This is a genomic window from Bradyrhizobium sp. Leo170, from assembly GCF_004296405.1.
GTDB lineage: Bacteria > Pseudomonadota > Alphaproteobacteria > Rhizobiales > Xanthobacteraceae > Bradyrhizobium.
Window position 1 is genome coordinate 1 of sequence record NZ_PSRR01000238.1, and the last position, 13,816, is coordinate 13,816.

The 13,816-nt window shown below is 60.9% G+C and carries 13 protein-coding genes and 2 pseudogenes; 6 read left to right on the plus strand and 9 right to left on the minus strand.

The annotated features are described in order from the left end of the window. Positions 1 to 194: 194 nt before the first annotated feature. From CWO89_RS30300 to CWO89_RS30310, 3 genes are all read left to right on the plus strand, one after another. Complete coding sequence (locus tag CWO89_RS30300; RefSeq protein WP_130582217.1) at positions 195 to 1,784, plus strand: porin; 1,590 nt, start codon at positions 195 to 197, stop codon at positions 1,782 to 1,784. A 308-nt stretch (positions 1,785 to 2,092) separates the two neighbouring features. Beyond that, a complete protein-coding gene (locus CWO89_RS30305) occupies positions 2,093 to 3,172 on the plus strand; it encodes a SphA family protein (RefSeq protein WP_130582218.1) in 1,080 nt (359 codons plus the stop codon). 319 nt (positions 3,173 to 3,491) lie between these two features. Further along, positions 3,492 to 4,115, plus strand: coding sequence for a nucleoside deaminase (locus CWO89_RS30310; protein WP_245476655.1), 624 nt, complete (start codon positions 3,492 to 3,494; stop codon positions 4,113 to 4,115). Between the two features lie 33 nt (positions 4,116 to 4,148). Here the strand turns inward: CWO89_RS30310 and CWO89_RS30315 are convergent, their stop codons facing one another. The 5 genes from CWO89_RS30315 to CWO89_RS30335 all read right to left on the minus strand — a co-directional run bounded on the left by CWO89_RS30315 (position 4,149) and on the right by CWO89_RS30335 (position 6,486). Beyond that, entirely contained in the window at positions 4,149 to 4,517 is a 369-nt protein-coding gene (locus CWO89_RS30315) for a hypothetical protein (protein ID WP_130582220.1), read from the minus strand. Between the two features lie 246 nt (positions 4,518 to 4,763). Next, positions 4,764 to 4,982 carry a hypothetical protein gene (locus tag CWO89_RS30320; RefSeq protein WP_130582221.1) on the minus strand — a complete coding sequence of 73 codons (219 nt, stop codon included), beginning with the start codon at positions 4,980 to 4,982 and terminating at the stop codon, positions 4,764 to 4,766. A gap of 551 nt (positions 4,983 to 5,533) precedes the next feature. Beyond that, entirely contained in the window at positions 5,534 to 5,761 is a 228-nt protein-coding gene (locus CWO89_RS30325) for a hypothetical protein (protein WP_130582222.1), read from the minus strand. Positions 5,762 to 5,939: 178 nt separating this feature from the next. Beyond that, complete coding sequence (locus CWO89_RS30330) at positions 5,940 to 6,122, minus strand: hypothetical protein (RefSeq protein WP_130582223.1); 183 nt, start codon at positions 6,120 to 6,122, stop codon at positions 5,940 to 5,942. Positions 6,123 to 6,288: 166 nt separating this feature from the next. Next, entirely contained in the window at positions 6,289 to 6,486 is a 198-nt protein-coding gene (locus CWO89_RS30335) for a hypothetical protein (protein ID WP_130582225.1), read from the minus strand. Between the two features lie 526 nt (positions 6,487 to 7,012). Here CWO89_RS30335 and CWO89_RS30345 point away from each other — a divergent pair. Then, a pseudogene (locus CWO89_RS30345) lies at positions 7,013 to 7,450 on the plus strand (SH3 domain-containing protein); the annotation flags it as partial. Positions 7,451 to 7,491: 41 nt separating this feature from the next. On the opposite strand, the gene CWO89_RS30350 reads toward CWO89_RS30345, so the two are convergent. Beyond that, positions 7,492 to 8,640, minus strand: coding sequence for an acyl-CoA dehydrogenase family protein (locus tag CWO89_RS30350; RefSeq protein ID WP_130582226.1), 1,149 nt, complete (start codon positions 8,638 to 8,640; stop codon positions 7,492 to 7,494). Positions 8,641 to 8,752: 112 nt separating this feature from the next. Between CWO89_RS30350 and CWO89_RS30355 the strand changes: the two genes are divergently transcribed. Together CWO89_RS30355 and CWO89_RS30360 are read left to right on the plus strand one after the other, a co-directional pair. Further along, a complete protein-coding gene (locus CWO89_RS30355) occupies positions 8,753 to 9,661 on the plus strand; it encodes a LysR substrate-binding domain-containing protein (RefSeq protein ID WP_130582227.1) in 909 nt (302 codons plus the stop codon). A 176-nt stretch (positions 9,662 to 9,837) separates the two neighbouring features. Next, positions 9,838 to 11,379 (plus strand): L,D-transpeptidase, encoded by a 1,542-nt coding sequence (locus CWO89_RS30360; RefSeq protein WP_130582228.1) that lies wholly within the window; start codon positions 9,838 to 9,840, stop codon positions 11,377 to 11,379. 105 nt (positions 11,380 to 11,484) lie between these two features. On the opposite strand, the gene CWO89_RS30365 is transcribed toward CWO89_RS30360, so the two are convergent. The 3 genes and pseudogenes from CWO89_RS30365 to CWO89_RS48185 form a co-directional block, all read right to left on the minus strand. Continuing rightward, complete coding sequence (locus CWO89_RS30365; protein WP_130582230.1) at positions 11,485 to 12,246, minus strand: bestrophin-like domain; 762 nt, start codon at positions 12,244 to 12,246, stop codon at positions 11,485 to 11,487. A 564-nt stretch (positions 12,247 to 12,810) separates the two neighbouring features. Then, a complete protein-coding gene (locus CWO89_RS30370; RefSeq protein ID WP_130582231.1) occupies positions 12,811 to 13,092 on the minus strand; it encodes a hypothetical protein in 282 nt (93 codons plus the stop codon). Between the two features lie 434 nt (positions 13,093 to 13,526). Continuing rightward, a pseudogene (locus CWO89_RS48185) lies at positions 13,527 to 13,709 on the minus strand (hypothetical protein); the annotation flags it as partial. Positions 13,710 to 13,816: the final 107 nt, after the last annotated feature.

The following is a 13,816-nucleotide window of genomic DNA, read 5'->3' on the forward strand; positions in this document are numbered from 1 at the left end:
CGTACGCACAGCTCGGGCATCTCGTGCCGCGAGAATGCGAACTCACATCCTCTCCGCTGTGTCCGGCCGGCGTGGCAGAAAGATCACATCGGCCAGCCAGTTGCATGCGGTTCATCGGCACGTATTGCCTGCCGGCCGTCTTGGATTCACTCTTGGTGCACGCACCTGCATGAGTCACGGGAAGGAGCCCCGGAATGAAAAGGGCGCGGAATCTCGTTCTCGGAATGATGGCTGGCCTGATGGTCGCCGGCGGCGCCCAAGCGGCGGATCTGCCGGTCAAGGCGAAGGCCGTCGAATATGTGAAGGTCTGCTCGCTATACGGCGCAGGCTTCTTCTTCATTCCGGGTACCGACACCTGCATCAAGCTCGGCGGCTATGTGCGTGCCGACGTCACCTTCAACGGCGGCGCCGCCCACGGCCAGCCGGCGTGGAATGGCGATGCCGGGCAGCGGAACCGTTATTTCGATTATTTCGTCGGCCGCTCGCGCATGGTGCTGACGGTCGATACCCGCACCGCCACCGAATATGGGGTGGTCCGCACCTTCGCTTCGAGCAAATTCCAGTTCACCACGCTGGGCGGCAGCACTTTCAACCCGAACTCGATCAACGGCTCGCTTCCAGTCGCGAACTCGAACCTGCTCGACACCCCCGGCGGCGGCTATGTCGCCATCTATGATCTCTTCGTCCAGTTCGCGGGATTCACCTTCGGTAAATCAGCTTCCGCCTACGCGTCGCCCTGGCAGGGTACTCCGGGCAACAACTCGTCGTTCCTGCTGGGGGGCCAAAGCGGCGACAATAGCGGTACCAACAACATCCAGTACACCGCAGACTTCGGCAACGGCGTGACCGGCAGCATCGGACTTGACGATCCCACCGTGTGGGACCGTACCGCCGTCTACAATCTGTCGCTGCCGCTGAATGCCACGTTGAACACCGGCAACGCCTATGCCGGCGTTCATGCGCCTGAGGTCGTCGGCAATATCCGCGTCGATCAGGCCTGGGGGCTGTTCCAGATTTCCGCAGCGGCGCACGAGGTGAACGCCTCCTATAACGTCCTCAACACCGCTGGCGCACCGGCCGGCGCGGTCGGCTTGCCGAGTGCGGCGCCGACTGCGTTGTCGGAGATCAGCGGTCACCCCGACACGAAATGGGGTGGCGCGGTGATGGCCGCCCTGCAAATCAAGAACCTGCCGACCGGCACCGCCGACGACATCAAACTCGATGCGAGCTATGCCAAGGGAGCCACGAAATACGTCATCGGAACGGATTCGACCTCGCCGAGCTTTGCGCTGTTCGGCGGCACCGGCAATCCGGCGGCCTATCAGAGCATCGGCTTCGGCGCCACTACCGATGCGGTCTACCTGCCGGTCGCAGCCGGCGGCGACGGCTCGCTGCATCTGACCGAGGCCATTGGCGTCCGCGGCGCATTCAACCACAACTGGGATCCGTACTGGTCGACGAGCCTCTATGGCAGCTATTCGGTGGTCCGCTACGATGGCACGGCCAAGGCATTCATCTGCGCCAACTACACCACGCCGGCCAAGGCGGTGAGCGCCGACTATGTCTGCAATCCCGACTTCAACGTCTCGCAGCTCGGCACGGTGACCCGCTGGACACCGGTCAAGAACCTGACCTTCTCGGCGGAAGTGCAGTGGTTTCACCTCGACCAGAAGTTCCAAGGCTCCGCGGTCCTCGGGGCGGCAGCTCCGAAGCCTTCGACGCGCTACGAGTTCAAGGACCAGGATGCAGTCCATCTGGAGCTTCGCGTTCAGCGAAACTTCTGAGGGCCATTTTTCATTCACCTCAAACGAGGAGGTCGACGACGTCGGGCTTCGAAAAGCAGTCGCTTTGATCGAAACAGTCTAGGCGCAAATCGTGCGGCGCTATGCAGAATCGGCAAAACCAGCAAGTATTTTCCTCCGGGAAATTGTGGCATGGAAGGCACAGTCTCTCGCTAAGGATGCACAGGTTGCGAAAGCACCGATCACACGTAGACGCGCTGTAGTAGCATCTGCTCGTTTCCGGTCCCTCGCATGTCGGATCGTTCTTCGGCTGTGACGGAGGAGCGGTGGAATAAAGGGGGGATTGGCGGATGAAGGGCGGGAAATCGATATCGACGGCCGGTTTTGTCTGCCGGCTGAGTGCGGCAGCAATTACGACCTTGCTTGTGCTTCCCTATGATGTGGCGCGCGCCGATGAGGGCGGTATCAGCTTTTGGATACCCGGCTTCTTCGGTAGCCTCGCGGCTACTCCCCAACAGCCGGGTTGGCAGATAACTTCGATTTACTATCGTACGCAGGTTTCCGCCGGCGGTGACGTGGCGCGGGCACGGGAGATCACGATCGGTGGCATTCCCGCAAATCTGACGGCCACCGTGAACGCCAGGGTCAATGCAACCGCCAATCTGGGCTTGGTGGCCCCTACCTACGTTTTTGAGACACCCGTGCTCGGCGCGCAGGCCTCTGCCGTCCTGTTGGCAGCGTACGGCAACAACTCGACATCACTGGCGGGACAGCTCACGGGAACACTGACAACGCCGGGCGGCGCGTTTCCGTTCTCGCGGTTCGACAGCATCGATAGCTCGCTCTCCGCATTTGGCGATCTGATCCCGTTTTTCCAGTTGAAGTGGAATTCCGGCGTTCACAACTACATGACCTACATCACCGGGGACATCCCGGTCGGGGCCTACGAGTCATCCCGTCTTGCAAATCTGGGGCTCGGGCACTGGGCGATCGACGTCGGCGGCGGCTACACCTATTTCGACCCGAAGACCGGCCACGAAGCTTCGGCGGTGCTCGGATTCACCTACAACTTCATCAATCCTGCTACGCAATATCAGAGCGGCGTCGACATGCACCTCGACTGGGGCGTATCGCAATTCCTGACCAAGCAGTGGCAGGTCGGCCTCGTGGGTTACCTCTACCAGCAGATCGGCTGTGACAGCGGCTCCGGCAATCGTGTCGGCTGCTTCCAGTCGCGGGTGGTCGGCGTCGGACCGCAGGTCGGCTACATTTTCCCGGTCGGAGACCTGCAGGGCTATCTCAACCTGAAGGCCTACGGCGAATTCGCCAATGAAAATCGGCCTGCGGGCTGGAACATCTGGCTGACGTTCAATCTGTCGCCCGCGGCGCCAACGCCGCCGACACCTTCGCGGCCGAGGATAACGAAATAGAAATGCTCGTGCCAACCCATCACTCTTGCGACCGCTGCGCAATCGCGGTTTGGAGGGAAGGGAGCCGAAGGACGATTTAAGGACCGCTCATAAGAAGCGGGCGGACGTTCCGAATCTGCATAGTCAACACTGCGAACCCGACATTAGTCTTGCACGGTTCGTGTCGTCAAAGCGGCCTGACACGCTTGTCGGGCGACCAATCACGCAATCAAGAGGCGGAGCATTCCTTTTTGGTGCAGCAACAACCAAGCGAACGTTGCAGACACATCGTTCACGAGGTGGGAGAAAACTGCGCAAACGTCTGCTGGCACCCATGAGCATGTCTGACCCAGAGTTGGATTCGATCATGATGCGTCGCTGCATCGCTCTCGCCCAATCCGCGGGTCAAAGCGGGGAATACCCGTTTGCGGCCGTCATCGCTCGGCGAGGCCAATTCATTTGCGAATCCCTCAATATGGTCAAGGTCGAACGGGACGTTACGCGACACGCCGAAATGGTTGCAATTGCTTCAGCCCAGAAGACGCTCCGTGCGACCAGCCTTGATGATTGCACGCTCTATTCGACCGTTGAGCCTTGCGCGATGTGTTCTTATGCCATCCGCGAAACCAGGATAGGACGAGTGGTGTTCAGCTTGCGGTCACCGCTCATGGGCGGACACTCGCGATGGAAAGTTCTGACCGACAGCAATTTGTCCTCGGCATTGCCGGAGGTGTTCGCTCCGCCGCCCATCGTCCTGTCCGGATACTTGCAACATGACGTTCAGATGGTGTTTCAGAAGCGAAATCCGCTTAGCTGGCGATTTATGAAAGCGCGAAAGATCTTCGTGGGGAGTTCGGATGCTGAAGACGTCGGCATTTTGCACACCAAATCGCGGCTTGGCCGTTGGACCGGTGTCGGAAACTTGGTCAGGGCTATGGTTTTGGATCGCCTTTGGCGAAGCTAGGAATCGACGTTTCCTCGCTGCCGCAATACACGTTTAGTTCGGCGCCTTTTTCTTTCTGCTCGCGCCCCTCAAAGCAGTTGTCGAGGTCGTGACCGATCCATTGGTCATTTGAAGACAGGTCAAGAGATCGACATAGCTCGGGTCGCCGGCGGCCGTCGCCTCTCCCTCACACTGGACTCTGACGGTCGGGGAGTACGAAAGCCAAATCGCGTCCAATTGCTGACGCGCTGAGTTCTCATCGCTCATACACTTATCGAAGCTTTGAGGTAAGGCTAAACCCATCGCCTTATCCGCTTCCACAGACCCTCTGCAGGTGGCTTCGACATTGAGTTTTGGGACGGCCTCGGAAATGGGCGTCACCAATTGAGCAGCCGCCACCACGGCCATGATTGCTGGGTGCATGCGATGTCCTTTCCCTTCAAGAGCATTCAGATCGTACTGGCATCCTCCGTGGAAAGTCCGGCGACTATGCGAGTTCGGCAGATCGACCGACCGTCCAGCCTGGACCGTCGTCCGGCTCCGACAGACTTATTGTCCCAAGCGCCCCGGTCTACCGCGCGGCAATCTTCAATGCGGTCTTCAGCGATGGAGCCAACAGGCAACATTCGCGAAATGGCGCAATGAAAGAGGCCGCCGACTGAGGCGGCCTTACCGAAGGCCAATCCGGAGCACAGCCATCTCCGCGATCTCTCGCGGCTCGCTAATGCCTGTCGCGCGGACGTCGATAACCTTGCGAGCGACCATATCGCAAAACGGGTCGTTGCGATCAACTACGCCCAGCAAGTTTAGAGCGTGGTTGAAGGCCTTGTTCAAAAGCTCGATTTCTTCCGGCGCGCGCTTGTCTTTCAATAGCCGATTGATTGGCATTGTCCCGCCCCTCAGCCGACGCAAACAAAACCACACCCCTTCTTATAGCACTGGATTTTGGTTGACGGCCAGAGAACCATGGAAGGAGCACTGACCATTCACGAAGGTGTGCGTTTCGTCGCTTGGATCGGCCTCGAAATAAGGATGGCCGCCAAGAGTGACCGTCAGGCGCGCTTCATATGCCATATGCCGGGGCGATATTTTTGCTGTGGCGTTCGCGATGGCAAATTCACGTTCCCAAGCGCATAGTCGGGGCATGGCGACAATTGTTCAATGCAATTGCGGCGCCGAGTATAGACGCACTGAAGAGAAGTTCTTGGTGCCGCATACGGGCGACGCGATCTGCGCGGTCTGCGGAGCCGCGCTAGAATCGTGGTCGGAACGCACCCACGTTCCCATATATGAACTTATTGAACGTCCAGACAGAAAGCCGGAATCCCCAGCGTGACAGACGAAATCCCTTCTCGTGTCCGCTCCGGGTCCAAGAAGAGACATGGCTGCAGCACTGAGGTGCGCGCCATGCCCGAGACGTTAACGAGGTTCGTTTCAACTCAGATGACAGCTCCGGCCAGCAAGAAAGCACCGCCGAGCGCGACCAGCACAAGTCCAGGCCAATTTGCTTTGATTTCGAAGCCGCTACCCGGTCTTTCTGGTTCCAGTGTGTCACGCCCGGAGCGAAGCAGCCTTCCGCCGCTTAATCGGCCTCGCCAGATTGGCTGAAAGACCATCTGGAGCACGCCGCCGAAAACAAAGAGCACACCAAGCCATATGAGGGTCATGCTCGTCTCCTGCACCAGTGAATGCCGAGAGGTCGCTCCGCCGAGAACCGTCGTCCGTTTGATGTTGGTCGGTGCACTCGGGATTAGAAGAGCCCTGAAAGCCGAGGCAGCGCGCCGCACATGGGTTGCGGATCATGTCCTCCGAAGTTCAGGCTATGCCAATCCTAAAGCATCCTGCTTAGTCTTCGTCCGGCTCGCGCACGACCGGCGCTTCGTCGGTTCCGTTCTCTTCGTCATCTTGGTCGTCGTCCGCGTCCTCTTCGTCGTCATCGGGATCTCGGGGCGGCATCGTGTTGCGTATGATAGCGGAGACACACCAGTCGATCCTGGTCGGAACTACCTCGCGGATTTGTAGGGTCATGTTGTTGCTCCTCGGATGTAACCCTGGGGCCGTTTACCTCTTTTTCGGAATTGGGTTAGGCGCGGCGCGCGTGTAGCGGCAGCCCTTGGCGCAAAGCGGACCCCGTCTGAGAAGGGCCAACAGATGACATTCGAAATGAAAGAGGCCGCCTGCTGAGGCGGCCTTCTTACTTCAGCGGCTGCAGTCCGGGCGACATTATCCAATCAATCATGTGAGAAGCTGTTTCGGCTTGCCGAGCTTTGCGAACGAGTCGCTGCCTCTTGTAGCCGGGCGGGATGCCCTGGGCCTCCCTCGCCAGACGCTGTGCCTGGTCCGCGAGCACTTCTTCCAAAGTGGTGTTCCTGAAGCGACGACGCTTGATCATGCCCTCCTCCATATTGTGCAGGCGGGAGCGCAATCGGGCTCTCAGCCACCGGGCGCCTACGGAGCCCCGTGGTTTTTGCCGGTGATGCCAACATAACGGCCTGTCGTAGCGAAGGTTGCTAATCTCCTTCGAACTCCGTGGGTCATTTGCGGCGATTGGTTGCGTCTGATCACGTCCGACCCACACTTTGCAGCCGACGCTGGGTCGAGTGTCGCGTTGGTCGGATAGGAGCAAATAGGCGACATAGCAGTGTGCTCGCCTATTGTCCGGGTGGTTCAATGTCAAAATTGCCGAATGCAAATACGAGATGCTGTACCCGAGGACGCGCCCGCTGCCTGTATTGTGTTGAAACGGTCAATACTGGAGCTTTGCGAAGCTGACCATCGAAACGATCCCTCGTTACCCCCTGAAAACTGATCGGTTGTTGCTCCGGCCAACATGCACCGACGCTGCCCGCGCCTTTGAAATTCAGACGGACTGGGAGGTGACGCGAATGCTGTCAAGTCCGCCACCGCCCCGCCATGGCTTCGAGTCCAGGACGAGCCTCACCGACCTTGAATTCGCGATGGCCGCGATCGTCTACAATACCGGCAGGTACGACCCTGCCAAACGGCTGAAGCAGGGACACCTTAGCGACGGGAAGTATTACGGCGAGTGGATTTTTGAGTACCTGAAATTGTCCCGCACCGTCGATGCCGGCCGAGCGATTGCGACCGGACGCTATGTGGTGATCGCGCGCGGTGGTCTCAAATTGCGAGGCGGGCCAGGAACGAACTTTGATTCCGACAAGACGCTTCCGGCCGGCACCGAGTTGAACGTGATCGAAGTTGACAGCCACGATCCGTCCTGGGTACGCGTGGATCTCGAGGCGGACGGTCTTTTCGACGGCGACGTCTTTGCCAGTTTCCTTGCGCCGGCTGAACAGCATGGGGCCGCGCGAGAGGACGTCTTGGAGCCGGCGTGAAGCTCCTTGTTCTCAGTTGCACCGAGGGCTTCGCCGACGTCTCAAAGTCTCGCCGTGCCGGGATCGAGGCCGAGGCGGATGCGGCCGGCGATGACGTAATTGTTCGGGCTCATCGCCACGTGCTGGCTTGCTGCCTGGATATCGCGGAGCGCCCGCTCCAGCGGGCAGGATTCGAAGATCGAGATCGCGCCCGCGTCCGCCGCGAGCAGATGGACGATCCGCGATGCGCTCTCCGCAGCATTCGCGCATGCCGCGCGATAGGCGGCGCGTGCATTCGTCGTCGGTTCGCCACGCTCGGCGTCCGCCATGAGGTCCGTCATCGCATCGGCGAGGAAGGCACGCGCCGACCTGTACAGCGCTTCCGCCCGCCCGACGTCGGCCTGCACCGTTTCACGGTCGCGAAGCACGGCCGAGTTACCGCTCCGGGATCTGGTTTCGGCCAGGGTGACGAAGCTCTCGATGGCGCCGCGGGCGATCCCAAGCGGCACGGCCGCTATTGTCCAGGGAAACAGGGTTGCGGGCGGCAGGCGGAACATAAGGCCGGGTTGCGACGGGCTCGGCTCCAGGAAGCTGTGCGTGTGCGCGGCAGGCACGAACACATCCCGCACCTGGAAGTGACAGCTTCCGGTGCCACGGAGACCCGATACGTGCCAGGTGTCGTCAAGTTCGACGGCCTCGCGGTTCATGTAGCAACACAAGAGCCGGCTTTCGCCATCCGTCTTGTCGGCGGCAAGACCCATGAACAGTGTCGCTCCATGGGCGCCGCTGCCGAACGGCCAGCGTCCGGAGACGCGGTAGCCGCCGTCTGACGGGAGCGCTTCGCCGATGGCGCCCGTCGCGCTCGCGATGAAGGCCCCAGGATCGGAAAACCAGCGGCGCGCAACCGGCTCGGGGACATAGCCGCCGATCCGGCTCATGCCCGCACCATTGCCGACGATCCAGCCGAGCGAGCCATCGAGCGCGGCGACGTGCTCGACCACCGCCATGAATTCGAGCGGCGACAATTCCGGCCCGCCCAACGCCTTGGGAAGCCACAGCCGGAACAGGCCGGCGGAAGCGAGGGCTGCGAACATCGCCGGAGGGAGCCGGCGGTCGCGATCGAACTGCTCGCGCAACTCCGCGACCAGCGGAGCAAGCCCCGCAATGGCCTCCAGATAGCGCGCGACGACAGGAGAATGATCGATCCGCATGTTGGGTCCGATGCTGCTGAACCGGCGGCCGCAATGGTCTCACGGCGCTTTTGTCGCGGCAAAGTCGAATATCTCAGTCGCTGGATGAATTGGATTCATCTAGACTGCCGGCATGAGAAAGCTCCCGCCGCTGGGATCCCTTCGCGCCTTCGAGGCCGCTGCCAGACGCCTGAGCTTCAGGGAAGCGGCGGCGGAGCTCGGCGTCACGCCGACTGCCATCAGCCATCAGGTCAGGATTCTCGAGGAGATATGTGGACGGCCGCTGTTTCGCCGGCGCCCGCGACCGCTGGCGCTGACCGATGCGGGCGAGCGGCTGTTTCCGGTGATCCGGAACGGCTTTGATACATTCGCGTCCGTCGTCACCGCGGTGTCGGCAAAGACCATCAGGACCACGTTGCGCGTGACCAGTCCGAACGCGTTTGCGAGCCGCTGGCTGGTGCCGCGCCTGCCGCGATGGCGCAAACTGTACCCGCAGATCCGGCTGGAGATTATCGGCACCGACGCCGTGCTCAATTTGCGCGCAGGAGATGCCGATCTCGCGATCCGCTACGCCCGGACGATGCCGACCGATCTGGTCGCGCGGGAAATCTTCCGGGACAGTTTCTTCCCGGTCTGCAGCCCGGCGCTATTGGGTGAAGGCGTGCCGGCGATCACGCGCGCCGCCGACCTCCTGCACTATCCGCTGATCCATTACGACTGGCTGAACGGGGATCGCGAGCCGCCGAGCTGGTCGCGATGGCTCGCCGTCGCACGCTCCGTGGACCCGGATATCCCTGCTGCAACCGAGCATTGGGACCTGAGCTTCCGCGAGGAGATCCACGCCATCGATGCGGTCGCGGCGGGGCAGGGGATCGCGATCTGCAGCGACGTCGTGGTGAGCCATGAGATCGAAAGCGGCGCGCTGGTGAAGGCGCACGATCTGGCGCTGCCGGGTTATGGCTTCTATGTCGTCCACGTCCCGGACCACCCGCGCCAAGCCAGCATCGAGGCCTTCGCCGCCTGGATGCGGTCTGTGGCGTAGACGCGACGCCACGAACTTGTCGCGGTCCAGGGACATCATCACATCTTGGCGCAGCGCGTAACTTCGGTTCCGCGTCAGGAGCCGACATCGAGACGGTCTAGCCGTATCGGGGTGAGTCAAATAGACTGGTCGCTGATCTGGATGGACGCGGACAGGCATTTCAACCGGGACATGGCATGGTAAATCGGTTCATCACGGCGCAATCCACCGTGGAGACGCGGCGTTGGGGGAGGCCCGCCATTGTGACGTTCGCGGCGCTGGCCGCACTGGCGGCGCTGACCGCCGACGCCGCGGCGAGACAGGCGCGCTCTGCGCCCACCGAGGCGACGGCGCCGCGCGATGCAGGCGAGCCGATCATGGCGATCGTGTCGATCAAGACCCAGCAGGTCACTTTCTATGACTCCGAGGGCTGGATCCTGCGCGCGCCGGTGTCGACCGGCACCAAGGGACGCGAGACGCCTGCCGGCATCTTCGCCGTCATCGAGAAGGACAAGGACCACCACTCGACCCTCTATGACGATGCCTGGATGCCGAACATGCAGCGCATCACCTGGAACGGCATCGCGCTGCACGGCGGCCCGCTGCCCGGGTATGCGGCCTCGCACGGCTGCGTGCGGATGCCCTACGACCTCGCGGAGAATTTGTTCGACAAGACGCGGATCGGTATGCGGGTGATCATCTCGCCGAACGACGCGACTCCCGTCGAGTTTTCCCACCCCGTGCTATTCGTGCCGAACGCGGAGGCCGTCGCGGCTGCTCCGGCGCGTGCCGAGACGCTCGCCCGCGAGGCGGACGAGGCCGCCAAGGCAGCCGACGAGGCGAAGAAAGCCGCCGCGACAGCGGCGCGCGAGACAGCATCGCTTACGGCGTCGCTGCGCAAGCTGGAGGGGCTCAAGACCCGCGCCGACGCCGCGCTCGCGTCCGCCGACAAGACGCTTGCCGCCGCAAAGACGGACGAGGCCAAGGCGCGGGCCGAGGAGCAGAAGGAGAAGGCCGCCCTGAGGGCCACGGAAGCGGGGACGCAGCTCGACACCGCCAAGGCCGACGCGAAGTCGAAGCTTGCCGCCGTCGCCGCTGCAAAGGACGCCGCCAAAGCGGCCCAGACCAAGAAGGTCGACATTGCCAAGGCGGCGAGCGAGGCGAAGCTCGCGCTCGAGCCGGTCTCGGTCTACATCAGCCGCGCGACGCAGAAGCTTTACGTGCGGCGCAACACTCACAAGCAGTGGCCGGACGGAGGCGAGGTGTTCGATGCGACCATTGAGGTTCCGGTCACGATCCGCGATCCCGATAAGCAGATCGGCACGCATGTGTTCACGGCGATGGCGCGCAACGACGCGGGCCTGCGCTGGACCGCGGTCACGATCGACAGCGGGGACGACGCTAAGGACGCGCTCGACCGCATCACCATCCCGCAGGATGTGCTCGATCGCATCGCGCCGACTGCATTGCCGCGATCCTCGATCGTCGTCTCGGATGAGCCGCTGAGCCGCGAGACCAACTATCGCACCGAGTTCGTCGCGGTGCTGAACAACCAGCCCCAGGGCGGCTTCAAGATGCGCCGGCCTACGGTCGTCGATGTCCCGGTTGCGAGCGGCAACGACTGGGGCAACAACAACGGCTTCGGCTTCTTTTTCCAGCCCAATTGGAACTCCCAACCTGGCAATCCGCGTCCGCGCGCCGGCCAAAACTATCAACCGATGCAACCGCGCTGGTGGTAAGACGCGGCCCGCCCCGCGCGCAGGCCGCTTGGTTGCTCAGCCCCTCTGGACGGGCAGGATCGATCGGATCCGCGGCCTTATATAAGTTGCTTCAACCATCAGAACCTACGAGTGCAGCGGCGGGAGCGCACTCCGCAATATCGAGCTTGAAATCCCCATGAGTCCCGTGAAGGGATCATCCAGCTCCAAAACCAGAAAGATCGCACCGGCAAACGACAGCGCGCATACAAACAGCGAGATGGTGACGACCATATTCGCCCGCACGAACAGGGTGGCGCTCACAAAGATCACGCTCAGCCAAAATACCATGATTATCAGAAAAGGCGTCGGAATTGAACTGCCGGCCTGCGTAAACAACCGCAGTCGCATCTGTGCGCCATCTGTGAAAGCCGCAATGGCGCGAGACTGCAGGGAACGTTGCATATCGCTGTTCGGCGATAGCCGTTCGAGTTCATTATAGAATGTCCACGCCTCTACGCTGGACTCGAAGCGCGCGGGTTTCCCGGCTGAGTTCGCTTGCTCGTGCCAAATGCGATCAGCCATCGGTGGTATGCTCTCCCGCAGGAGCTTTCGGACAGGGGTTGCTTCCGGCCCATATTGCGTAACCAGATCGTCCAGAAGGATGATCGTTGCGGTCAACTGCCGGACCTGGTTTGCTTTCTGGTCGAACGTGGTTTTTGCGGATGCGATCAACAGACCCAGCACGAGTGCGGTCAGTGTGCCAATCAGGCCCGCGGTCAGCTTTACGACGTCCTTGGAGTCCGAGTGCAAGTGATGTTCCGACAACAACGGCCGAACGGCCATCCCAGCCAAGGCGCCGCCAAATATCAGCGCGAACACAAGCAACGAAATCGATAGATTCATCATATTTGCGAATGCTCCACCATCTCGGTGACGATGCTGATCCTGGCTTCGATTATGCGGGTTTGTCTAAAGACCCGTTCTTGAGACCAAGTTCAAGCAGAACCGGACGAGGACCCGCGCGTCTCAGCGCGAATGCGGGGGGGGGTGTCGCGATCGTCACGAACGTTGTGGTGAGATGCGGTGGACGGGGTGTCACGACTGACGAGCGTGGCGCTCACGGACAGCTAAGTCGTGTGGTCCTGTAATCCAGTGCTTTTTTCGTTTGCCGAAGAACGGATAAAATCCCGTAGACCAAATAGTTCGGCGATCGGCGTAGAAATAGAGTAGGCCCGCCCGTCTCAGGGGGCTCCAATAGGCCCTGGTTTCAAACCGGTGATGTCCGCTTGTCCCGAGTAGCGAAGCAAAGGCGGCTGGGCCGCTAAATGGCGATGCCTAGAGCATGATCCGGAAAAGTGGAGACCGGTTTTCCGAAAAAGATCATGCTCAAACAAAAAGCTAGAGTGGGATGACGATTCGAAGAAAAGTCATCGCGTTCTAGCGACGCCACCGCTGCTTCACGAGCTCTCATCAACCGCGATCTACAGGCGGCCCGAAAAGCCAGTCCACGTTCCATTGCAAAGGAGCGGAACGAAGTCGGCATGTCGGTTGCGCGTGGGCAAGCTTCAGTTCGCTCGGTTGGGCGGTAGCGAGCGTCCTCTCCATCGCGAGATCGAATGGGGTTGGAATAGAAGCAGCGATGCCGGCCCGAATGGGCTCGCCCAGGGATATCGCCGCAGTCGTGATTATCGCTACAGATACCAGGGTTACAAGCACATCGGTCATGATGCGCGTCGAAAAGTACTTCGTCATGGCTTGAGCCCTCACGGCCGATAGAAGCGCATGCTTACAATTGAGTTCGTATGCAAATGTCATGTGAACGGGAGTTCACCGCGCAAAGCGGGTCATCCATTAGTAGTATGGCCGCGACCAACTATGTAGCAGTGATCCAGACCTAAGAAGCCAATCCGTTCAGCCTCTTGTTGCGCGAAACGGATGCGGCCACCGGATCGCGCTTGCGGATTTGCGCTCGGCTCCGGAAAGCGGCCAAGAGAAGCCGCCGCTAGGCCCATCCCAAGCAAGGTCCGCTTTACATCTGAAAGCGGACCTTGGCGGCTCAGGCAGCCAATGTCGGCTACGGGCCAAACGCGGATATTCGTAGGTGGTGAAGTAGCGAATAGGTGGTCGACTCGACCCTTCGCGTTCCACTCGGACGCAATTGATTCGGCTTAGCCCCGCGCGAGAGCTTACGGAGGCGCTGCCCCGGTTGGGCGGCGCCTTGGGTTCGCTGTCGAGCTTGAAAACTGATCCGGAATGAAGCTGTCCCGGTTCGGCATCTTGACTTTCGACAGCAACTCTTTGTCGAGCTTGCTGTCCGTCGGCACGTTTCCGTTTAGACTGAGAACGTAAGCGGTAACCGCATAGGTGTCGATAGCGCCACAAACTGCATCCAAAGGGGCGATCTATGAGCATCACAGAACTGGGAGATCTAGCGAAGTGGCTGGAGGTGACACAAAGCGTAGTGGCTATCATCGGG

What these genes read in the sequence shown, in the direction of transcription:
- CWO89_RS30305 (WP_130582218.1), top strand. Translation starts at nt 2,093, where the DNA reads ATGAAGGGCGGGAAATCGATATCGACGGCCGGTTTTGTCTGCCGGCTG.
- CWO89_RS30325 (WP_130582222.1), bottom strand. Translation starts at nt 5,761, where the DNA reads ATGACCCTCATATGGCTTGGTGTGCTCTTTGTTTTCGGCGGCGTGCTC.
- CWO89_RS30300 (WP_130582217.1), top strand. Translation starts at nt 195, where the DNA reads ATGAAAAGGGCGCGGAATCTCGTTCTCGGAATGATGGCTGGCCTGATG.
- CWO89_RS30330 (WP_130582223.1), bottom strand. Translation starts at nt 6,122, where the DNA reads ATGACCCTACAAATCCGCGAGGTAGTTCCGACCAGGATCGACTGGTGT.
- CWO89_RS30350 (WP_130582226.1), bottom strand. Translation starts at nt 8,640, where the DNA reads ATGCGGATCGATCATTCTCCTGTCGTCGCGCGCTATCTGGAGGCCATT.
- CWO89_RS30360 (WP_130582228.1), top strand. Translation starts at nt 9,838, where the DNA reads ATGGTAAATCGGTTCATCACGGCGCAATCCACCGTGGAGACGCGGCGT.
- CWO89_RS30315 (WP_130582220.1), bottom strand. Translation starts at nt 4,517, where the DNA reads ATGCACCCAGCAATCATGGCCGTGGTGGCGGCTGCTCAATTGGTGACG.
- CWO89_RS30355 (WP_130582227.1), top strand. Translation starts at nt 8,753, where the DNA reads ATGAGAAAGCTCCCGCCGCTGGGATCCCTTCGCGCCTTCGAGGCCGCT.
- CWO89_RS30335 (WP_130582225.1), bottom strand. Translation starts at nt 6,486, where the DNA reads ATGATCAAGCGTCGTCGCTTCAGGAACACCACTTTGGAAGAAGTGCTC.
- CWO89_RS30370 (WP_130582231.1), bottom strand. Translation starts at nt 13,092, where the DNA reads ATGACGAAGTACTTTTCGACGCGCATCATGACCGATGTGCTTGTAACC.
- CWO89_RS30310 (WP_245476655.1), top strand. Translation starts at nt 3,492, where the DNA reads ATGTCTGACCCAGAGTTGGATTCGATCATGATGCGTCGCTGCATCGCT.
- CWO89_RS30365 (WP_130582230.1), bottom strand. Translation starts at nt 12,246, where the DNA reads ATGATGAATCTATCGATTTCGTTGCTTGTGTTCGCGCTGATATTTGGC.
- CWO89_RS30320 (WP_130582221.1), bottom strand. Translation starts at nt 4,982, where the DNA reads ATGCCAATCAATCGGCTATTGAAAGACAAGCGCGCGCCGGAAGAAATC.